Source organism: Streptomyces venezuelae (assembly GCF_008642295.1).
In the GTDB taxonomy this organism is placed as follows: domain Bacteria; phylum Actinomycetota; class Actinomycetes; order Streptomycetales; family Streptomycetaceae; genus Streptomyces; species Streptomyces venezuelae_C.
On the sequence record NZ_CP029190.1, the window covers coordinates 4,896,767 to 4,917,273 of the forward strand.

14 protein-coding genes and 1 tRNA gene are annotated in these 20,507 nt (G+C 70.8%); 9 read left to right on the top strand and 6 right to left on the bottom strand.

What is annotated here, in order from left to right; translation table 11 throughout:
- Window positions 1–34 precede the first annotated feature (34 nt).
- From DEJ50_RS22035 to DEJ50_RS22055, 5 genes are all read right to left on the bottom strand, one after another.
- Complete coding sequence (locus DEJ50_RS22035) at window positions 35–6,013, bottom strand: non-ribosomal peptide synthetase (RefSeq protein ID WP_150209672.1); 5,979 nt, start codon at window positions 6,011–6,013, stop codon at window positions 35–37.
- A complete protein-coding gene (glyA, locus tag DEJ50_RS22040; RefSeq protein ID WP_150209673.1) occupies window positions 6,010–7,410 on the bottom strand; it encodes a serine hydroxymethyltransferase in 1,401 nt (466 codons plus the stop codon). Before glyA ends, DEJ50_RS22035 begins: the two co-directional genes overlap by 4 nt.
- A 135-nt stretch (window positions 7,411–7,545) precedes the next feature.
- Window positions 7,546–8,334 (bottom strand): ABC transporter permease, encoded by a 789-nt coding sequence (locus tag DEJ50_RS22045; protein WP_150207474.1) that lies wholly within the window; start codon window positions 8,332–8,334, stop codon window positions 7,546–7,548.
- Window positions 8,331–9,320: an ATP-binding cassette domain-containing protein gene (locus DEJ50_RS22050; protein WP_150209674.1), complete on the bottom strand. Its 990-nt coding sequence runs from the start codon at window positions 9,318–9,320 to the stop codon at window positions 8,331–8,333. The genes DEJ50_RS22045 and DEJ50_RS22050 overlap by 4 nt, the downstream gene beginning before the upstream one ends.
- A 363-nt stretch (window positions 9,321–9,683) precedes the next feature.
- On the bottom strand, window positions 9,684–10,337 hold the full coding sequence (locus DEJ50_RS22055) for an FMN-binding negative transcriptional regulator (protein ID WP_150209675.1): 654 nt from the start codon (window positions 10,335–10,337) through the stop codon (window positions 9,684–9,686).
- A 185-nt stretch (window positions 10,338–10,522) separates the two neighbouring features.
- Here DEJ50_RS22055 and DEJ50_RS22060 point away from each other — a divergent pair, with 185 nt between their 5' ends.
- The 8 genes from DEJ50_RS22060 (at window position 10,523) to DEJ50_RS22095 (ending at window position 18,410) form a co-directional block, all read left to right on the top strand.
- Window positions 10,523–11,782 (top strand): arginine deiminase, encoded by a 1,260-nt coding sequence (locus DEJ50_RS22060; RefSeq protein ID WP_223837868.1) that lies wholly within the window; start codon window positions 10,523–10,525, stop codon window positions 11,780–11,782.
- Between the two features lie 155 nt (window positions 11,783–11,937).
- On the top strand, window positions 11,938–12,774 hold the full coding sequence (gene ddaH / locus DEJ50_RS22065; protein WP_411757631.1) for a dimethylargininase: 837 nt from the start codon (window positions 11,938–11,940) through the stop codon (window positions 12,772–12,774).
- Window positions 12,775–12,851: 77 nt separating this feature from the next.
- Window positions 12,852–14,189: a lysine N(6)-hydroxylase/L-ornithine N(5)-oxygenase family protein gene (locus DEJ50_RS22070; protein ID WP_150209676.1), complete on the top strand. Its 1,338-nt coding sequence runs from the start codon at window positions 12,852–12,854 to the stop codon at window positions 14,187–14,189.
- A gap of 219 nt (window positions 14,190–14,408) precedes the next feature.
- Window positions 14,409–14,627 (top strand): hypothetical protein, encoded by a 219-nt coding sequence (locus DEJ50_RS22075; protein ID WP_150209677.1) that lies wholly within the window; start codon window positions 14,409–14,411, stop codon window positions 14,625–14,627.
- Between the two features lie 244 nt (window positions 14,628–14,871).
- Window positions 14,872–15,219 carry an acyl carrier protein gene (locus DEJ50_RS22080; RefSeq protein ID WP_190344615.1) on the top strand — a complete coding sequence of 116 codons (348 nt, stop codon included), beginning with the start codon at window positions 14,872–14,874 and terminating at the stop codon, window positions 15,217–15,219.
- A gap of 58 nt (window positions 15,220–15,277) precedes the next feature.
- Complete coding sequence (locus DEJ50_RS22085; RefSeq protein ID WP_150209679.1) at window positions 15,278–16,699, top strand: class II 3-deoxy-7-phosphoheptulonate synthase; 1,422 nt, start codon at window positions 15,278–15,280, stop codon at window positions 16,697–16,699.
- A gap of 38 nt (window positions 16,700–16,737) precedes the next feature.
- Entirely contained in the window at window positions 16,738–17,469 is a 732-nt protein-coding gene (locus tag DEJ50_RS22090) for a LuxR C-terminal-related transcriptional regulator (protein WP_150209680.1), read from the top strand.
- A 122-nt stretch (window positions 17,470–17,591) separates the two neighbouring features.
- Window positions 17,592–18,410, top strand: a complete 819-nt coding sequence (locus DEJ50_RS22095; RefSeq protein WP_223837869.1) for an LmbU family transcriptional regulator — start codon at window positions 17,592–17,594, stop codon at window positions 18,408–18,410.
- A gap of 80 nt (window positions 18,411–18,490) precedes the next feature.
- Here DEJ50_RS22095 and DEJ50_RS22100 read toward each other — a convergent pair.
- A tRNA-Arg gene (locus DEJ50_RS22100) sits at window positions 18,491–18,566 on the bottom strand.
- Between the two features lie 295 nt (window positions 18,567–18,861).
- Here DEJ50_RS22100 and DEJ50_RS22105 point away from each other — a divergent pair.
- The gene (locus tag DEJ50_RS22105) at window positions 18,862–20,505 is read left to right on the top strand and encodes a dynamin family protein (RefSeq protein WP_150209681.1); all 1,644 of its coding nucleotides are present in this window, start codon (window positions 18,862–18,864) and stop codon (window positions 20,503–20,505) included.
- Window positions 20,506–20,507 lie beyond the last annotated feature (2 nt).

Below are 20,507 nucleotides of genomic sequence, written 5' to 3' on the forward strand. Positions count from 1 at the left end.
ACGGCCGGGGGGCTGCGTCGGATCAACGCCCGGATCAGAGGGTCTTGCGGTTCTCCGTCACCCGGGTGCGGAGCGTGGCCAGGGTCGCGGTCAGCGTCTCCTGGACCGCGTCCAGCTGCTCCTCGGTGAGCTGGTGGTGCTTGGTGTTGTCACGGACCTCCTCGGCGAAGCGGTCCAGCATCCGCTTCAGCCGGCGCTGCGCGTCCTTGGGGTCCTTCGGCTTGTTGCCGCCCCACTGCATGCTGCTCTGGATGCGGTTGTCGATGTCCTCCTGGATCCGGGCGTTGAACTCCGGGCCCGAGTACTGCTCGCGGTAGGACTCCTCCAGGGTCTCCTTGAGCTGCTGTGCCTGGTCCTGGGCCTGGGCGCGCATCTGAATCACCGATTCCTTCGTTTCGTTCCTGATGGATTTCACGGTCTGCTTGATGGATTTGCCGAGTGCGGGCCGGCTCTTGGCCGTCGCGGGCTTCAGGTGCCCGGACAGCTCCGCGATGGTCGGGTGCTGGAACAGCAGCCGGATGGACACTTCCAGTCCGACGGTCCGCCGCAGCCGGCCGATGATCCTGGTCGCCTTCAGGGAGTTGCAGCCGAGGGCGAAGATGTTGTCGTCGATGCCGACCCGCTCGACGCCCAGCACCTCGGCGAACACCCCGCACACCGCCTCTTCCTGCGGGGTGCGGCCCGGCCGGTGGCCGGAGTCCGCCGCGGTGTCCGCGCCGGGCTCGGGCAGTGCGTCCCGGTCCACCGTCCCGTCCGCCGTCAGCGGCAGCTCCTCGAGCGTCACCACGGTGGCCGGCACCATGGGGTCCGGCAGCTGCTGCGCCGCGAACTCGCGCAGCTGCTCGGCGCCGAGAGCCGCGGCTGCCTCCGTACCGCCCGCCCGCAGCGGTACGACGTACCCGACGAGCCGGTCGTCGCCGTCCGGGCCGTCCGCGGGCCGGGCGACCACCGCCGCCTGCGACACCGCCGGGTGCGCGGCCAGCACGGCCTCGACCTCGTCGGTACGGAACCGCCGTCCGCGGATCTTCACCTGCGCACCGCCGCGCCCGATCAGCTCGAGCCGGCCGTCGCGGCCCCAGCGGGCCAGGTCGCCGGTGCGGAACATCCGGGCCCCGGCCGGACCGAACGGGTCCGGCAGGAACCGGTCGGCGGTCAGGGCCCCCCGGCCGTGGTAGCCGCGGGCCACCCCGCCGCCGACGTACAGGGCTCCGGTCACCCCCGCCGGCACCGGCGCGAACGACTCGTTCAGCACATGGAACCGCAGGCCGTCGAGCGGCTGGCCGAGCGGCAGGGTTCCGGTGCCCGGGGCGTCCTCGTCCCCGGCCGGCACCGTGAAGGCGGTGGCCCGTACCGTTCCGGCGGGGCTGTAGCTGCCCACCACCCGGACCCCCGGTATCGCCGTGCGGACCCGCCGGGCGAACGAGGCGAGCACCGGCTCGCCGGTGAGGACGACCGTCCCGGCCCGGAAGGCGCCGGCACCGGCGGTGCCGTTCAGCAGCCCGGCGAAGAACGGCGCGGTCGTGCTGATCACATCGCCCGACCAGCCGCCCTGCTCCGCCAGCGCCCCGGGATCCCGGACCACCTCGACGCAGGCGCCCCCGCTCAGTGCGGCGAGGATCTCGAAGGCCACCGCATCGCCGTGCGGCGAGGCCGCCAGCAGCCGGGTTCCGGGCACCAGACCCGCCCCGGTGGCGAACCCGGTCACCCCCTCGAACAGCGCGCGGTGGCTGATCGCGGCACCCGCCGGCGCACCGTCCTGCTGCGGCGCCCGCCGCAGCCAGGCCAGCTGCTGCGGAGCGGAGGGCGCCGCCGCAACCGGGTCCCCGTCGCCCGGGACGGCGTACGGAGCGTCCACGTCCGCCTGGGTGAGCACCAGTCCGGCGCCCGCCTGGGCCGGCAGCGGATCGCGCTCCGGGCCGGACCGGCCGGAGCCGGTCAGCACGAACGCGGCACCCGACTTCAGCGTCGCCAGCAGTGCCACCGCGAGCTGAGCCGAGCGCGGCAGGGCGAGCCCGACCACCGCCTCCGGGCCGGCACCCAGCCGGACCAGGTGCCGGGCCAGGGCGTCCGCCCGGCGGTTCAGCTCCCGGTAGGTCAGCGACAGTCCGTCGGAGACCACGGCGACCGCGTCCGGGGCCGAGGCCGCCTGCCGCTCGATCAGAGCGGGCAGGGTGTCCCCGGGGGCCGGCGCGGCGGTGACCGCCTCGTGGTAGCCCCTGATGATCCGGTCGCGCTCGGCCTCCAGCAGCACGTCCACCGCGTCGACCCGCAGGTCCGAGTCGGCCAGCAGCTGCCGGAGCACCCCGTGGAGCCGCTCGGCGATGTCGTCGACCGCGTCCTCGGTGAACAGGTTGCGGTGGTACTGGAGGTTCAGCCGGACGTGCGGCTCGGTCTCGACGATCAGGGCGAGCGGGTAGTTCGCGGCGCCCTCCGCACGGATGCCGGTCACCTCCACCCCGGCCGCCGCGGTCGCCTCCGCGATGCCCACCCGGTCCACCGGGTAGGACTGGAACGCCACCAGGGTGTCGAACAGCGTGTCCAGGCCGGTGGCCTGGTGGATCTCGACCAGGCTGTGGTGGTGGTGGTCCAGCAGGACGGACTGCCGGTCCTGGAGGCCGGTCAGCACCTCGGCGAGGGTGTCGCCGGGGGCGTACCGGACCCGCACCGGAAGGGTGTTGATGAACAGTCCGACCATGGACTCCACCCCCGGCAGCGCCGCCGGCCGGCCGGAGACCGTGGCACCGAACACCACGTCCCGGCGGCCGGTGAGCCCGCCGAGCAGCACCGCCCAGGCGCCCTGCACCAGGGTGTTCACCGTGACCCCCAGTTCGGAGGCCTTCCGGAACAGGCTGCGGGACTCGTCCTCGGACAGTCCGAGCCCGGCCGAACCGGCGCCGGAGGCCTGCGCCCGGGGCGCGGTGGTCGGCACCAGCAGGGTCGGCTCCTCGACCCCGGCGAGCTCCTCCGCCCAGGCCTTGGCGGTCTCCGCACGGTCCTGCCGGTCCAGCCAGGCCAGGAACTCGCGGAAGTCGCGGACCCGGGGGAGCCCCGAGGCATCCCCGCCGGAGGCGTACAGCCGCAGCAGGTCCTGCATCAGGATCGGCTCGGACCAGCCGTCGATCAGTACGTGGTGGGTGGTGAGGACCAGCTCGTGGCGGTCCTCTCCGAACTGCACCAGGGTCAGGCGCAGCAGCGGGGGTGCGGTGCGGTCGAAGTGCCGGGCGTAGTCCTCGGTGAGGAACGCCTCGAAGGCCGCGTCGCGCTCGGCCGGGGCCAGACCGGTCAGGTCGACCTCCTGCCAGGGCAGCGCCACACCGTCCACCACGAGCTGGACGAGGTTGTCGTCGGAATCGGGAACGAAGGCCACGCGCAGGTTCGCGTACCGGTCGAGCAGGGCCTGGCCGGCGGCCCGCATCCGGGCGGGGTCGACCGGACCGGACAGATGGAACACGGTCTGCATCTGGTACGCGTCGTAGCCCGTGTCGTTGAGCGTGGACTCGAAGAGGATGCCGGACTGCAGGGCGGTCAGCGGCCATACGTCGGACAGTCCGGGGTAGCGCTGCTGCCAGGTCCGGAACTCCGGCGAGTCCGGCGAGGCCAGCGGCGCGGTACCGGCCGCCTCCGCCGCCGGGTCGGTCCCGGTGGCGACCGCGGCGAGCGCGGCGACCGTACGGGACTGGAGGATCTGGCGGGGGGTGACCTCCAGGCCGCGGGCGCGGGCCCGGGTGACGACCTGGATGGCGCGGATGCTGTCGCCGCCGATGGCCAGGAAGTCGTCGTCGATGCCGATCCGGGCGGCGCCGAGCACCTCGGCGAACACCCCGGCCAGGGTCTCCTCCTCGGCCGTACGGGGGGCCCGGTAGGCGGCGGTGGCGAGCTCCGGCTCCGGCAGGCCCTTCCGGTCCAGCTTGCCGTTCGGGGTGAGCGGCAGCTTCTCCAGGGTGACGACGGCGGCGGGCACCATGTACTCGGGCAGCCGGGCGGCGGCCGTCCTCAGCAGCTCCTCGGTGTCGAGGGCGGGCGCGGTGCCGCCGGCGCCGGTGCCGTCGCCGGCCTCGGGCACCACATAGGCGACGAGCCGGTTCGAGCGGGCCACGACCACGCTCTGGCGGACGGCCGGGTGGGCGCGCAGCACGCTCTCGATCTCGCCGAGCTCCACCCGCAGGCCGTGGATCTTCACCTGGAAGTCGGCGCGGCCCAGCAGCTCGATCAGTCCGTCCGGGCCGAACCGGGCGACGTCACCGGTCCGGTACAGGCGCTCGGCGACCTCGCCGTAGGACCACTCGATGAAGCGTTCGGCGGTGCGCTCGGGCTGGTTGAGGTAGCCGCGGGCCAGACCGATGCCCGCCAGGTACAGCTCGCCGGGAACGCCCGGGGGCACCGGCTGGAGCGCCTCGTCGAGGATGTAGGTGCGCTGGTTGGCCATCGGACGGCCGTACGGGATGCTCGTCCAGTCCGGGTCGGCCTTCTCCACCTCGAAGAGGGTGGAGTGGATCGAGGACTCGGTGGCCCCGCCCATCACGATGAACCGCAGATCGGGGGCGAAGGCGCGGATCCGATCGGCCAGCGGGACCGGGACCCAGTCGCCGCCGAGCAGGGCCAGCCGCAGCTGCGGCAGGGGGTCGGCGCCGGTCTGCTCCAGCTGGTCGGCCAGCAGGCCCAGCAGGGCGGGGGCGGAGTTCCAGACCGTCACGCCCTCGGCGGCGGCCAGTTCGGCCCAGTGGACGGGGTCCTTGGTGCGGCCGGCCTCGGGAACGATCACCGTGCCGCCGGCGGCCGTGAGGCCCAGGAACTCGTAGACCGACATGTCGAAGCTGGGCGAGGACAGGGCGAGGACGGAGTCCCCGGGACCGACCGCGAAGCGGGTGTTCAGGTCGGCGATGTTGTTGAGGACGCCCAGGTGCCGCAGCGCGATCGGCTTGGGGGCACCGGTGGATCCCGAGGTGTGGATGATGTAGCAGAGGTGCTCGGGGCCGGCGACGGGCTCCGGGTTGTGCTCCGGCAGGGCGGCGAGGATCTCGGCGTCCCGGTCGACCAGCACCAGCGGCGGGCTCTGCTCGTCGCGCTCGGGCAGGTTCGAGGTGAGGTCCTCGCGGCTGATCATCACGGCGCAGGAGGTGCCGTTGACCATGATGGCGATCCGGTCGGCCGGGTAGTCCGGGTCGAGCGGGACGTATGCGCCGCCGGCCTTGAGGACGGCGAGCTCCGCGATCAGCAGGGCGGGGGAGCGGTCCAGGCAGAGGCCGACCCGCACATCGGGGCCGACGCCCAGGGAACGCAGGTGGTGGGCCAGGCGGTTGGCCGCGGCGTTGATCTCCCCGTAGCCGATGCGTCGGCCGGCGTGCACGACGGCGATGGCCTCGGGGGCGCGCTCCACCTGGGCCTCGAAGGCCTCGTGCAGGGTGCCGTGGGCCGGCAGCGGGGTCTCGGTGCGGTTCCACTCGACCAGGGTGCGCTGCAGCTCCTCGTCGGTGAGCAGCCGCAGCCTGCTGACGGGCTGTGCCGGGGTCCGCAGTCCGTCGGCGAGCAGGGTGCGGTAGTGGTCGAGCAGGCGGACCGCGGTGTGGCGGTCGAAGAGGGCGGCGTCGTAGTGGAGTTCCAGGGCCTCGCCGCGGACGAGCAGCTGGAGCTCGTACGGGGCGTGCTCCCGGGCGGGGGTGCCGTCGGCGGCGAAGGCGACGACCGGGGTGTCGGCGGCGGGGCCGGTGGTGCCGGCCGCGGCCAGCTCCGGCAGGGTGGCCTGCCCGTCGACCGGGAAGCGGGTCTCGCCGTCCGGGCCGGCCAGGGCGATCCGGTCCTGGCCCGTGTAGCGGAAGAGCAGGGCGGCGAAGGCGGCGGCCAGTACGCCGGTGGGGCCGGTCCCGTCGGCGGTGGCCGGGACCTCGATCTCGAGCTGGGAGTGCGCCACGGCCGAGCACCGGGGCGCCACATCCGGAAGGCGCGGGCGGTCCGACGGTACGAGCACCGGCGCCCAGGCCTCCTGGGAGGCGTCGTGGGTACGGTCGTGGATCATGGTCCGACTCCGATCAGTGTGGTGCCGACGCTGGTGATGCTGCTGGGGCTCTCGATGGGCAGGGGGTGCCGGGCGCAGAGCCAGCGCACCTCCTCACGGATCGTGGCGACCAGTGCGGGGTCGATCCGGTACTCGGTGTCCGTCAGTGCGGTGGTGGCCTTGAGGACGGTGTGCAGCAGCTGTGCGCACTCCGCCATCTGCTCCGGGCCCATGCCGCGCTGGGCGAGGATGTTGGTGCCGAGCCGCAGTCCGCTGGTGACCAGCGGCGGCTTGGTGTCACCGGGGATGCGGTTGCGGTTCGCGAGGATTCCGCACTCCTCCAGGGCCCGTTCGGCGATCACTCCGGTCAGGCCGGTGTCGGTGGTGTCCAGAAGCACGATGTGGTTGTCGGTGCCGCCGGTGAGGATCCGGTAGCCGAGGGAGGACAGTTCGCCGGCGAGGGCGGAGGCGCTCTCGACGATCAGGCGGGCCGTCTGCCGGAAGCCGGGTCCGGCCGCCACCGAGAAGGCACGGGCCTTGGCGGCGATCGAGGCGGGGCTGGGAGTTCCCTGCGACTGCGGGAACACGGCCCGCTGGATGAGCCGGCCGAGCGGGGTGCGGCCGTCGGGACCGGGCGTCTGATACTCGCGCCCGCTCAGGATCAGGCCTCCGCGGGGGCCGCCCAGCTGCTTGTACGTGCTCATGGTGGTGATGTGGGCGAGGTCGACCGGGCTCGGGTGCACCCCGGCGGCGACCAGGCCCGCGATGTGGGAGATGTCCGCGAGCAGGTACGCGCCCACCTGGTCGGCGATGGCCCGGAACCGGGCGAAGTCCACGGTGCGGGGGTAGGCGCTCGCCCCGGCGATGATGACCTTGGGTCGGTGCTCCCGGGCCAGGGCCTCGACCTGGGCGTAGTCGATCCGGCCGGCCTCGTCCAGGCCGTAGTGGACCGCGTGGTAGTGGCGGCCGGTGACCGAGGCCCGCGAGCCGTGGGTGAGGTGGCCGCCGGCGTCGAGGTCGAGGCCGAGGATGGTGCCGCCCGGCGGGACCAGCGCGGCGAGGACCGCGAGGTTGGCCGAGGAGCAGGAGTGCGGCTGGACGTTCGCGTAGCGGGCGCCGAACAGCTGCTTGGCCCGCTCCACGGCCATGTTCTCGACCTGGTCGAACTGCTGGGCGCCGGGGTGGTACCGGGCGCCGGGGTAGCCCTCGGCCGTCACGTTGGACAGGGCCGCTCCACCGGCGGCGAGGACCGAGGGGTCGGCGATGCTCGCCGAGGCGATCATCGCGAGGGTCGCGTTCTGCTGGCCCACCTCCGCGTCCAGCAGCGCGGCGAGCTCGGGGTCGGTGTCCTGCAGGGATTCCCATCCGATGCGGAGGAGCTCGCCCTGTGCACCGTCCACCACTAGCTGACGTTCCATCACCAGTACCTCATCTCGCGCTTCCAGCGCCTCGAAGGGCTATAACTGCCCGTTGCTTGTGGACTGTTTCCGGCGGCCGGCGAACGTGTCAGGTCGGTTCGGGCCGGGCCGGCCGGGTTCGGGATCAGTGGGTGATCAGTGGGTGCGGTCCTTGTTGAAGTGGGCCATGGCCCAGAAGAAGCCGAGGATGGCGATGGCGAGGATCCAGGCGGTGGCGATCCAGCCGCTGTTGCCGATTTCGGTGCCCATGAGGAGGCCGCGGAGGGTTTCGATGACGGGGGTGAAGGGCTGGTATTCGGCGAACCAGCGCAGGCCGGTGGGCATGGTGTCGGTGGGGACGACGCCGGAGCCGACGAAGGGCAGCAGGATCAGGGGGAAGGGGGCGTTGGAGGCGGCGTCGAGGGTCTTGGCGGCGAGGCCGAAGGCGACGCCGAGCCAGGTCAGGGCGAAGCTGATGCCGGCCAGGAGGCCGAGGGCGGCGAGCCATTCGACCGGGGAGGCGGAGGGCTCGAAGCCCATGAGCCAGGCGACTGCGAAGACGAAGGCCATGGAGGCCAGGGTCTGGACGACGGAGGAGATGACGCGGGCGATGAGGATGGAGGGGCGGAAGATCGCCATGGTCTTGAACCGGGCGATGATGCCTTCGGTCATGTCGACGCTGGTGGAGACGGCGGTGCCGAGCATTCCGGTGGCGGCGGTCATGATGATCAGGCCGGGCAGGACGTAGTTGACGTATTCGGCCCGTCCGCCGGATGGGCCGACGCCGGTGCCCAGGACCCCGCCGAAGACGTAGACGAACAGGAGCAGGAACAGGACCGGGATACCGATGATCGAGATGGTGGTCGTCGGGTAGCGGAGCTGGTTCTTGACGTTGCGGCGCAGCAGGGTGACGGAGTCGGCTACGGCGAAGTTGACGGTGCTCATACCAGGACCTTCTTGTCGGTGTCGGCGGAGGCGGTGGTGGTCTCGGTTCCGGTCTCGGTTCCGGTCTCGGTCTTGGTCTGGCCGGTGAGGGCGAGGAAGACGTCGTCGAGGTCGGGGGTGTGCAGGGACATCTCGTGGATGGTGGTGGTGTCGAGGCGGTTCAGGACGGCCTGGACGTTCTGGGCGCTGCCGTCGGAGGGGATCCGGAGCTTGAGGTCCTCGTCGTTGCGGGTGAAGGGGACGGTCAGGGTCCGGGCCGCGAGGTCGAGGGCGTAGGCGGTGCTGAACTGCAGGTCGATGCTGCCGCCGGGGACCTTCCGCTTCAGCTCTTCGGGGGTGCCCTGGGCGACCAGCCGGCCGCCGTCGAGGACCGCGATGCAGTCGGCGAGCTGGTCGGCCTCCTCCAGGTACTGGGTGGTCAGGAAGATGGTGACGCCGTCGGCGACCAGGCCGCGGATCATCTCCCACATCGAGCGGCGCACCCGCGGGTCGAGACCGGTGGTGGGCTCGTCCAGGAAGATCACCTGCGGGCGGCCGACCAGGGTCATCGCCAGGTCCAGACGCCGCTTCATACCGCCGGAGAAGGTGATCACCGGCTTCTTCGCGGCCTCGACCAGGTCGAACTGCTCGATCAGGTCGGTGGACCGCTGCTTGACCGTCTTGCGGTCCAGGTGCCAGAGCCGGCCCATCAGCTCCAGGTTCTCCATCGCGTTCAGGAACGGGTCCACCGCGGAGAACTGACCCGTGACACCGATGCTGGAACGCACCCCGTCCGGGTCCGAGGCCAGATCGTGCCCCAGGACATTCGCGCTGCCCGAGTCCATCGTGGTCAGCGTCGAAAGGATCTTCACCGTGGTGGTCTTGCCCGCACCGTTGGGACCCAGCAGCGAGAACACCGACCCCGCCGGGATGTGCAGATCCACACCGTCGAGGACCTTGTGCTCCCCATAGGCCTTGCGAAGACCGGTAGCCGTAATGGCCGTCATGACATTCCTCCTCTGAATGCTCTGGATGAACTGAACGAACTGGATGAACTGGATGCGGCGGCGGGTGCGGGGTGCAGGTCGCCGGTGGTGCCGGTATCGCCGGAACGGCGGGCGGGGAACGGGGAACCGCGCATTCGGCCGGTCAGCCGAAAGGCGATCTTTCGGTTCTTGCAGAAGACCACGTGGGCGGAATGGGCAACGCTCTCCACGATGCTCCCGGGAGTCATTACGGTCTGCCGGTCCGGCGCCGGCTGAAGAATTCCGACAAGCGGGCCGCAATCATCCGCGACACGACCAGGGCCGCGGCGCGGACGCCCATGTCGAAATTCGGCGAGAACTGCCGGGTTCCGCCGGAGGCGCTGCTCACGGCAGGCTCGCCATGAGGGAGGCAGCCGCGCGGTGGCGGGCGCAGTCGCGTTCGCTGAACGACCGGTAGACGCGGTCGCGGATCTCCGGGGCCTGCTCCTGGCTGAGTTTGAACATCCCGTCGGCCCCGGACACGGTGAACCGGAAGGCCCCGACCTCCGGCAGGATCTGGCGGAAGTAGGAGATCGACTCGGTCATGTCCCAGTCGGCGCCGAAGTCGGCCTCGAAGGCGCGGACGGTGGACTTCACCACGTCGAGGGTGTCCTCGGACGGGCCCGGCGAGTCGATCTTCTGGATCGTGCCGCGGACATGGACCGAGGTGAAGTTCCAGGTCGGAGCCGCCGGCGTCTTGCCGTACACGGTGGGCGAGACATAGCCGTGCGGGCCGGTGAAGGTCAGCAGAGCCACCTCGCCGGACTGGATCGCCTTCCAGTGCGGGTTGGAGCGGTTCATGTGCCCGAGCAGGGTCGCGCCCGCCAGGTCGGGGGCCCACTCCCGGTTGGCGTCGGGATCCGGAATCACCGGGAGATGGGTGGCGAACGGGCCTGCGAGGGGGCTGCCGTTGTGGACCAGCAGGGCCAGCGGATTGTTCCGGATCAGATCTACCATCCATGAACCGGACGGTTCGCGGTAGGGCGGTGGAACGAACATCGGTATTCGTCCTCTCGGCTTCGGGTGGTTCCATCTGCCGAGAACACTAACTACGCGTCTTTTTGAATCGTTATTGAGACGACTTCACGCCACGACCCCGGCCGGCGGCGGTGGCCGAAAAGCATTCGATAGCGAAACGGAAACAGGTTCGCCTAGCTTTCGGTGAAGGAGTTCTCGCTGCTCCGATGTCGAAGTCAGGAGAGAACATGTTCCATGTGGATTCTGAGATCGGTGTACTGAAACAGGTCATCCTGCACGAGCCGGGTCTGGCGTTCGAGCGGCTGACCCCGGCCAACAAGGACGAACTGCTCTTCGACGACGTCGTATGGGTGTCCCGGGCCCAGCAGGAACACCGCGCTTTCCAGCAGGTCATGCGGGACCGGGGGGTCACCGTCCACCTGCTGCACGACCTGCTCGCGGAAACGGTCAAGGACGAGCAGGCCGTCGCCTTCGTCCTGGAGCGCATCCTGGACGAGCGCCAGCCCCACCTGGGGCCCGCCCTGGCCCGGCTCACCGGCCAGGTGCTGTCCGCCATGGGCCCGGACGAGCTGGCCACCCACCTGCTCGGCGGCATGAACAAGCTGGAGTTGACCCAGGCACTGGGCGAGCGCTCCCCGAACGGCGTGCGCTCCCTCGGACTCGACCTGATGGCCGACGACGACTTCGTCCTCGCGCCGCTGCCCAACTCGCTCTTCACCCGCGACACCAGCTGCTGGGTCTACGACGGAGTCTCGGTCAACCCGATGATGATGTCCGGGCGCAAGCGCGAGACCGTCAACTACGAGGCCATCTACAACTTCCACCCGATGTTCGCCGAGTCCGGCGCGCACCGCTGGATCGACGGCGAGGCCATGGCCCCGGCCGCACTCGAGGGCGGCGACGTCCTGGTGCTCGGCCACGGCACCGTACTCATCGGCCTCGGCGAGCGCACCACCCCGGCCGGCGTCGAGCTGCTGGCCCGCCGGCTGTTCCGGACCGGGTCCGCGCAGCGGGTGATCGCCATGGAACTGCCGAAGGCCCGGGCGTTCATGCACCTCGACACCGTGCTGACCATGGTGGACGAGGACGCCTTCACCCTTTTCACCGGCCTGGACCGGCGCGAGCTGCGGTCCTGGACGCTGACCCCGGGCCGGCACCAGGTACCGGACGTCACCGAGAACAAGGACGTCTTCGACGCGATCGGGAACGCCCTCGGCCTGGACGCGGTACGGGTCCTGCAGACCCGTCAGAGCTCCTACGCCGCCGAGCGGGAGCAGTGGAACGACGGCTGCAACCTGCTGGCCATCGCCCCCGGCACCGTCATCGCGTACGAGGTCAACGAGAACAGCAACCGGATGCTCCGGGAGAACGGCATCGAGGTGCTGGAGGTCCGCGGCGACCAGCTCGGCCGCGGCCGTGGCGGCCCGCGCTGTATGAGCTGCCCGATCGAACGCGGCGCCGCCTGAACCGTGCTGCCGGCGGCCGAAACCGCAGCAATCCGAATTACCCGGCGAAACACGATCAATAACGAAAGGGAAACCCCGCTCGATAGCTTCGGAAGAGAGACCGCAATCCGGCCACCCGGCTTCACGGGAGTCCCCCAAACCGAGAGGAAGAACCCTTGTCCCAGCCCCAGACCGCCCGTCAGGCCACGCCCCGCCACTACCTGATGTGCCGTCCGACGCACTTCGACGTCAACTACGCGATCAACCCCTGGATGGACCCCGGGAAGCCGGTCGACACCGACCTGGCCATCGAGCAGTGGGAGGCCCTGCGCCGGCTGTATCTGGAGCACGGCCACACCGTCGATCTCGTCGAACCGGTCGAAGGCCTCCCGGACATGGTCTTCGCCGCCAACGGTGCGACCGTGGTCGACGACCGGGTGCTGATCGCGAAGTTCCGCCACCCGGAGCGGGCCGCCGAGGCCCCGGCCTACCAGAAGTGGTACACCGAGCAGGGCTACCCCGAGATCTTCTCCGCCGAGTACGTGAACGAGGCCGAGGGCGACTACATCGTGGTCGGCCGGACCGTGCTCGCCGGCACCGGCTTCCGTACCGACCCGCGGGCCCACGCGGAGGCGGAGCAGGCCCTCGGCGTCCCGGTGGTCAGCCTCACCCTGGTCGACCCGCGCTACTACCACCTCGACGTGGCGCTCGCCGCGCTCTCCGACACCGAGGTCATGTACTACCCGGGCGCCTTCGCCGAGGAGAGCCTCGCCGTCCTGCGGGAGCTCTACCCCGACGCGATCCTGGTCGACGAGGCGGACGCCGAGGTCTTCGGCCTCAACGCCGTCTCCGACGGCCTGCACGTATTCCTCCCGGAGACCGCGACCGGACTGGCCGCACAGCTGCGCGCCCACGGGTTCGAGCCGATCGGCGTCGACCTGTCCGAGCTGCTCAAGGCGGGCGGCAGCGTGAAGTGCACCACCCAGGAGATCCGCCACCTGGCCGCCTCCTGACCGTCAGCAGTCCCCCAGCAGTCCCCCAGCAGTCCGCCAGAAGTCACACCACACCTATGCCAGTGGGAGAGTCATCCATGAGTGCTCGCGAACACGAGATCTACGACGTGGTCGGCATCGGATTCGGGCCGTCCAACCTGTCGCTCGCCATCTCCCTGGAAGAGCATCGCGCGAACGTCCTCACGAACCCGATCACCTCCGCCTTCTTCGAGCGGCAGCCCAGGTTCGGATGGCACCGCAACATGCTGTTGCCGTCGGCGACGATGCAGATCTCCTTCCTGAAGGACCTGGTCACCTTCCGCAACCCGGTGTCGAGGTACAGCTTCGTGTCCTTCCTGCACGCCTCGGGCCGCCTCGCGCAGTTCGTCAACCGGCAGGACTTCTTCCCGACCCGCGCGGAATTCCACCAGTACCTGGAGTGGGCGGAGTCCAGCCTCAGCAACGTGGTCACCTACAGTTCCTCGGTCACCGGGATCCGGCTCCCCCCGGAGGTCGCCCACGACCGGCCCGAGTACCTCCGGATCGACGTGACCGACGAGGGCGGCGGCACCCGGACGGTCGACGCCCGCAACGTGGTCATCTCGACCGGCCTCGTCCCACGCATGCCGGACGGCATAGCGCGGCACGAACGGGTCTGGCACAGCTCGGAGTTCCTGTCCCGGTACGGCCGGACAGAACCGGGCGACCTCAAACGGGTGGCGGTGGTCGGCGCCGGCCAGAGCGCCGCGGAGATCACCAAGTTCCTGTACGAGCGCCTCCCGCACGCCCAGATCACCGCGATCATGCCCTCGTACGGTTACTCGGTCGCCGACGACACCCCGTTCGCCAACCAGATCTTCGACGCCGGGGCGGTCGACGAGTACTACTTCGGCACCGAGCGGGCCCGGGACGCGTTCTGGCGCTACCACAAGAACACCAACTACGGGGTGGTCGACGACGCGGTCATCCGGCACCTCTACGAGATCCAGTACGAGGAGGAGGTACGCGAGACCAAGCGACTGCACTTCCGCAATCTGACCAAGGTCAGCTCGGTGGAGCACACCGGTTCCGAGACCCGCGTCCACCTGGTCTCGCAACTGGACGGCCCGCAGCCGTTCCTGGACGTGGACGCGATCGTCTTCGCGACCGGCTACGACTCGCTGGACCCGAGCCGGCTGCTCGGCGACCTCGACCGCTTCTGCCTGCGGGACGAGTCGGGGCGCCACCGGGTGGAGCGCGACTACCGGCTCGTCACCACCCCGGACCTGCCCATCGGCATCTACCTCCAGGGCGGGACCGAGCACACCCACGGTCTGACCTCCTCCCTGCTGTCGAACATCGCCGTCCGCAGCGGTGAGATCGCCGACTCCATCATCCAGCGCCGTGCCGAGCGGGAGCTCATCCCGGCCGGCGCCCTCCAGGCGGCCGACAGCTGATCCGGCCTGTCGCAGCCGCGCCCCCCGCGCCGATCCGGCCTCGCGCCACGGGTCGTTGCGGGGGGCTTTCTGCTGACCGGCACGGCGAAAAGGCGCCGCGGAAAGGCGGAGGTTTTCCTCCATGGTGCTCGCGCGCGCGGGCGCGTAATTTCGATATACCCCCACCCCCCGGACATTCCCACGAGAGGGCCGGCAGCGGCCCGGAGGCAGGACATCATCATGGATTCCACAGCAGGAGCGGTCATCGCCGGTTCGACGATGCTGGCGACCACCACGCTCGTCGTCACGGGGCTGGTCTGGCTCTCCCACAGCCTGCAGCGGGAGCGGCGTACGGAGGACCGCACGGCCGTCAAACTGCAGCGGGAGCTGCGCAGCGAGGTCGCCGAGCTGAGCAGCCGGGTGGGCGCCATGCAGCGTCTGCTGGAGGGGCTGGACTGAGCGGGGTGGGGAACCTCGTGCAGCTGTGAGGACATCCGCCGGGCCATGACCCGGCGGTCCTTTCGCGCGATTCCGGCGCGCCGCCCGCGGTCTCTGTGTACCGGCGGGCTATTGCCGCAGGCCTGGCACCGGAAGAAGAGCGATATTGGCCTGATAACACCTCTCCCTAGTGTCTTCCTCATGAAGACGTGCAGCCGGACGCCGGCTCACGTGGAGGCGCAGATCCATGGTGGAGGCGACGCACATGACTGAGGACACGGACGAGTACGGCTACGCGGCCGACGGCCGCCCCGGCACCGACAGCGAGCGCCGGCTGGCCGGGCTGTGGGCCGGTGTACTCGGCGTGCCGGTGGACCGCATCCAGCGCACCGACAACTTCTTCGCCATTGGCGGCACGTCCCGGGCCGCCGCCCGGCTGGTGATCGCCTTGGACCGGCACGTCTCCATCGACGAGTTCGCCCGTACCCACAGCCTGTCCGAACTGGCGGACCTGCTCGACCGGAGGCTCGGCGTCCGGAGGGTACCGAGCGTCAGGGGCGTCGGAAGCGTTCGGAGCGTCACCGTCACCGCTGCCGTCCCGGCCATCGGCTGACGTCTACCAGGCACTCACTCGGCACCGAAGCCGACTCATTCATGGGAGACACCGGAAGATGACCACCGTAATCGAAGCAACGGCAGCGGAGCAGGTTCTGGGCGGATCCCCCGAGGGGGTGCCCACGGCAGACACCGTCGACCCGACCGACACGCGGCTGTGGACCGCCGAACAGCGGGCCGCCGCCCAACAGCCGGACTGGCCGGTCCACGCGGCCGTGGACGTGGTCCGGTCGCAGCTGAACGCGGCGCTGCCGCTGGTCTCCGCCAACGAGTGCGAGACGCTCAAGGACCGGCTGGCCGCGGTGTCCCGTGGCGAGGCGTTCCTGCTCCAGGGCGGCGACTGCGCCGAGACCTTCGCCGATGTGACGGCCGCCGCCGTCCAGGCCAAGGTCCGCACCCTGCTGCAGATGGCCCTGGTCCTCACCTACGCGGGCAGCGTGCCGGTGATCAAGGTCGGCCGGATGGCCGGCCAGTACGCCAAGCCGCGGTCCCAGCCGACCGAGACCCGTGACGGCATCACCCTGCCGGCCTATCGCGGCGATGCGGTCAACGGCTTCGACTTCACCCGGACCCAGCGCATCCCGGACCCGGGCCGCATGCTGCGCATGTACCAGGCCGCCGCGTCCACGGTGAACCTGGTGCGCGCCTTCACCACGGGCGGTGACGCCGACCTCCACCAGGCGCACAGCTGGAACCAGGACTTCGTACGGAACTCTCCCGTCGGCTCCCGCTACGCCCGCCTGGTCGACCGGATCGACCAGGCCCTGGCCTTCATGCGCGCCTGCGGCAGCAGCGACGAACAGGCGACGCGCGCGGTCGAGTTCTTCGTCAGCCACGAGGGCCTGCTGCTGGAGTACGAGCAGTCGCTGACCCGCGCCGACGCGGCGACCGGCCGCAGTTACGCCTCCAGCGGCCATCTGCTGTGGATCGGCGAGCGGACCCGGGACATCGACGGCCCGCACATCGAGTACTTCTCCCGGATCGCCAACCCGATCGCGGTGAAGCTGGGCCCGGCCACCACCCCGGACACGGTCATGAGGCTGGTCGACAAGCTCGACCCGGAGCGCGAGCCCGGCCGGCTCACCTTCGTGGTCCGCATGGGTGCCGGCACGGTGCGCGACCGGCTGCCCGAGCTGGTCGAGCGGGTGACGGTGGAGGGTGCCCGGGTCGCATGGGTGTGCGATCCCATGCATGGCAATACTTTCGCCGCGCCCTCCGGGCACAAGACGCGGCATTTCGACGACATTGTGGACGAGGTCACCGGCTTTTTCGAGGTGCATCGGGGCCTTGGTACGCATCCCGGCGGAATCCACCTGGAGTTCACCGGAGATGACGTCACCGAGTGCGTGGGCGGAGGAGCCCGAGTGCGTTTCGGCGACCTGACGGATCGCTATGAATCCGCTTGCGATCCGCGGCTGAACCGTACTCAGTCCCTGGAACTCGCCTTTCTCACCGCCGAAATGTACCGGCGGCGTTGACCCCCGATCCCGGCCATGGCCAAAGGAAGTGATCAACCATGCGTCTTGTCATTGCCGAAGGCTCCGCGATCCTGCGGGCAGGCCTGGCTCACGTGCTCGGAGACCGGGGTCACGAGCTGGCTGCGGCGGTCCACGACGCCCGTGTCCTGCCCGCCCTCGTCGACGCCCACCGGCCGGACGTGCTCATCGCGAACGTCCGGCTGGCCCCCACCTGGGACGACGAGGGCGTCGGGGCGGCGCTGGCCGCACGCGGCGCGCACCCCGGCACCGCGGTGCTGCTCTTCTCCTCGGCGCCCGAACCGCAGCACGTGGCCCGGCTGTTCGCGGGCGACGGCTCCGGTCTGGGCTACCTGCTCCAGGACCGGATGACCGATACCGAGGAACTGGTGGGCGCCCTGTCCCAGGTCGCCGGCGGCGGTACCGTCGTCGACCCCCGGATGGTCGGCGCACTGGCGGCCGGCGCCGGCGCCCGTCCCGACGGCGGGGCGGCGACCGGGCTCGGGCTGCTCAGCGAGCGGGAACTGGAGGTGCTGACGCTGATGGCGCAGGGCCGTACCAACAGCGCGATCGCGGAGCGGCTGATCGTTTCCGCCGGAACGGTGGAGAAGAGGGTCGCCGCGGTCTTCGACAAGCTGAACATTCCGGGAAGCCCCGGGGACAACCGCCGGGTGCTCGCGGTGCTGCGCTATCTCACCGACCGGCACGCCCAGACCAACACGATCGACTTCACCCGCGAACGCCGTCGGCGGATGCTGGAGAGGGTCGCCTAGAAACCCACTTCAGTGTCACTCGAGGGAACTTGACAAGGTATCAGTCCCACCCTTCACCGCATTCGGTCTGGCGGAAAATGATGTGTTCTCGAGCGCGCACACTAGTCGGCTGAAATGAGGTCGTGCACGTGAACTTGGCCAACAACACCGGTGTCGGAACGAAAGCCACCCACCGTCCCGGTCCGCAGGTGTCGAGGCTGATTCCCCCGCAGCGCGCAATGCGCCCCGGACAGCCTGGAACCGAACAGGTACTCACGACGAGAGTCGGCCTGCAACTGCCGGTCGTCTTCACCTTCGAGGAATGGCAGCGGGCCGGCCGTCAGCTGGCCGGTGTCGTGGATTCGTCCTCGTGGTGGCTCGGTGACTGGCTGGCGTACGGCAAGGACCACTACGGGGACCGCTACCAGCAGGGCATCCAGGCGGCGGGTCTGCGCTACCAGACGCTGCGCAACTACGCCTGGATAGCCCGCCGGTTCGAGATGGGCCGGCGGCGCGCGAAGCTGACGTTCCAGCACCACGCCGAGGTGGCCTCGCTGCCCGTGGAGGAGCAGGACCTGTGGCTCACCCGGGCCGAGGAGTTCAAGTGGACGACCAAGCAGCTCCGGTCCGCCCTGCGGGAGGCCCGGGACGGCGTGGAGACGCTGCGCGAGCGGCCTGCCCCGCGGCGCCAGCTCGCGGTTCCGGCGGAACGTTTCGACTGCTGGCTGAAGGCGGCCGACCGGCTGGGAACCGACCTGGACGAGTGGGTCCTCGCGACCCTCGACTCGGCGGCCGAGCGGGTCTTCGAGGCACTCGGCCCGGCCGAGCCGGAGCCGGCCGCCCTGGAGGCCGCTGAGCCCGCCGCGGACATCGACCGGCGCATGGACGAGCTGATCGACGAGGTCCGCGCCGAGGCCGCGGCCGAGGCCGCCGCCGACCGGCGCCTCTACCGGAGCCTCTAGGGGCCGCGGGCCCCCGCGGGGTCCCCGCCCTGTACGACGGCTCGGCGTGCGCCGGCCTGTGGAGTGCATGAACCACAGGCTGGTGCCCCCGGCAGGACTCGAACCTGCGGCCAAGTGCTTAGAAGGCACCTGCTCTATCCACTGAGCTACGGGGGCCGGAAGGTGACCATGAGCCGGGTCAAGGATAGGGCTCCCATCGCCTCGTCCCGGTTGCTTCACCCGCGTGCCACGATGTGGAGGTTCGGTGAAGCGGTCCCGATAATCGCAGGCAGATGCGATTCCTGCACCGCTTTTGCGCCGCCGCGCGCCGGGTGTTGTGCACTCGTTATGCCTGTGCCCCAGTCGCCCCTTCTGTTCCGTCGTCCGGCTGGTTGGAGTGGCGGTCGGCGCGCAGAGGGCCTATAAGCTTCAAAAAGGGTCACAAATTGGGCATTCTTCGCATGTGGTGACCTTGGATGTTCGGCCTCAGCTGCTCGATGCCCTCTCCGCCCTGCGCGACCGGGTCGCCTCCGTGCGTCTGCCGCTGCCCCTTCCCGGTGCCCCGCGCGCCCGCCAGACCAGAGCCGAGCTGCTCGCCCAGCTCGACGACTACCTGGTGCCCAGGCTCCGGGCCCCCGAGGCCCCCCTCCTCGCGGTGATCGGCGGCTCAACCGGCGCGGGGAAGTCCACCCTCGTCAACTCCCTCGTCGGGCGGCAGGTCAGCGAGGCGGGGGTGCTCCGGCCCACGACCCGTACGCCCGTACTCGTCTGCCATCCGGACGACCACCACTGGTTCGCCGGGATGCGGGTGCTCCCCGACCTGATGCGGGTCTGGGGCGACCGGTTCGACGACGGCGCCGGCCCGGCCGGCACCGCCCCCGGGCGGACCGGCCGCCGCCCCGGCGGCACCGGAGCCACCGGCAGCACCGGAGCCACCGGCGCGCGCGAGCTGCGCATCGAGACCGTCGGCAGCCTGCCCCGCGGCCTCGCCCTGCTCGACGCACCCGACATCGACTCCCTGGTGGTGGAGAACCGCAATCTCGCCGCCGAGCTCATCTGCGCCGCCGACGTCTGGGTCATGGTCACCACCGCCTCCCGCTACGCCGATGCCGTCCCCTGGCACCTGCTGCGCACGGCCAAGGAGTACAAGGCCACCCTGATCACCGTGCTCGACCGGGTGCCGCACCAGGTGCTCACCGAGGTCTCACGGCAGTACGGGGCCCTGCTCACCCGCGCCGGACTGGGCGACGTACCCCGCTTCACCGTCCCCGAGCTCCCGGAGTCGGCCGGCGGCGGCGGACTGCTCCCGGCCACCGCCGTCGCCCCGCTGGCCGCCTGGCTGATCCACCACGCCCAGGACCCGGCAGCCCGGCAGCAGGCGGTCGGCCGTACCGCCCTCGGGGTGCTGGACTCGCTGCGCCGCCGGATGCCCGCGCTCGCCGCCGCCGTCGCCGCCCAGCACGCCGCGGCCGTACGGCTCACCGCCGCGGTCGAGGACGCGTACAAGAAGGAGGGCAAGCGGGTCCGCAGCCGACTCGACCAGGGCGCCGTGCTCGCCGGAGACGCCCTCACCCGCTGGCGCGGCTACCCCGTCGACACCACCGCCGACGAACTGCTCGACTCCCTCGCCGAAAGCCTCGCCGCCCTCCTCCAGTGCGCCGTCGCCGCCGCGGACGAACGGATCGCCGCCGTCTGGCGCCGGGAGCCCGCCGCCGCAGGGATCCCGCTGCCCGCCCCCGACCGGGAGGCGGGCGAACGGATCGGGATGGCCGTACGCCGCTGGCGGCGGGTCCTGGAGGAACTCGCCGAGGAAGAGGTGGCCCGGCTCGACCGGCAGCCCGTACCCGACCCCGACCAGATCGCCGCCCTGCTCGTCTCCGCCCTGCTGGGCGGCAAGCGGGCCCGGGTGGCCGGCGAGAAACTCGCCGAGCGGATCGGCGCCCAGGCCGCGCTGCGGCTGCGCGACCGGGGCGGCGAACTCGTCGGCGAACACCTCGACGAGGTACTCAGGGCCGAACGCGACCGCCGCCTGGCCCCCCTCGACGCACTCGAAGTCACCCCGGAGCCGCAGGCCGAGCTGATCGCCGCGCTCTCCCTACTGCAGAAGGAGAGATGACG

Coding starts and splice junctions, on each gene's coding strand:
- DEJ50_RS22050 (WP_150209674.1), bottom strand. CDS start 9,320: ATGACGGCCATTACGGCTACCGGTCTTCGCAAGGCCTATGGGGAGCAC.
- DEJ50_RS22055 (WP_150209675.1), bottom strand. CDS start 10,337: ATGTTCGTTCCACCGCCCTACCGCGAACCGTCCGGTTCATGGATGGTA.
- DEJ50_RS22080 (WP_190344615.1), top strand. CDS start 14,872: ATGACTGAGGACACGGACGAGTACGGCTACGCGGCCGACGGCCGCCCC.
- DEJ50_RS22085 (WP_150209679.1), top strand. CDS start 15,278: ATGACCACCGTAATCGAAGCAACGGCAGCGGAGCAGGTTCTGGGCGGA.
- DEJ50_RS22035 (WP_150209672.1), bottom strand. CDS start 6,013: ATGATCCACGACCGTACCCACGACGCCTCCCAGGAGGCCTGGGCGCCG.
- DEJ50_RS22045 (WP_150207474.1), bottom strand. CDS start 8,334: ATGAGCACCGTCAACTTCGCCGTAGCCGACTCCGTCACCCTGCTGCGC.
- DEJ50_RS22060 (WP_223837868.1), top strand. CDS start 10,523: ATGTCGAAGTCAGGAGAGAACATGTTCCATGTGGATTCTGAGATCGGT.
- glyA (WP_150209673.1), bottom strand. CDS start 7,410: ATGGAACGTCAGCTAGTGGTGGACGGTGCACAGGGCGAGCTCCTCCGC.
- DEJ50_RS22090 (WP_150209680.1), top strand. CDS start 16,738: ATGCGTCTTGTCATTGCCGAAGGCTCCGCGATCCTGCGGGCAGGCCTG.
- DEJ50_RS22075 (WP_150209677.1), top strand. CDS start 14,409: ATGGATTCCACAGCAGGAGCGGTCATCGCCGGTTCGACGATGCTGGCG.
- DEJ50_RS22070 (WP_150209676.1), top strand. CDS start 12,852: ATGAGTGCTCGCGAACACGAGATCTACGACGTGGTCGGCATCGGATTC.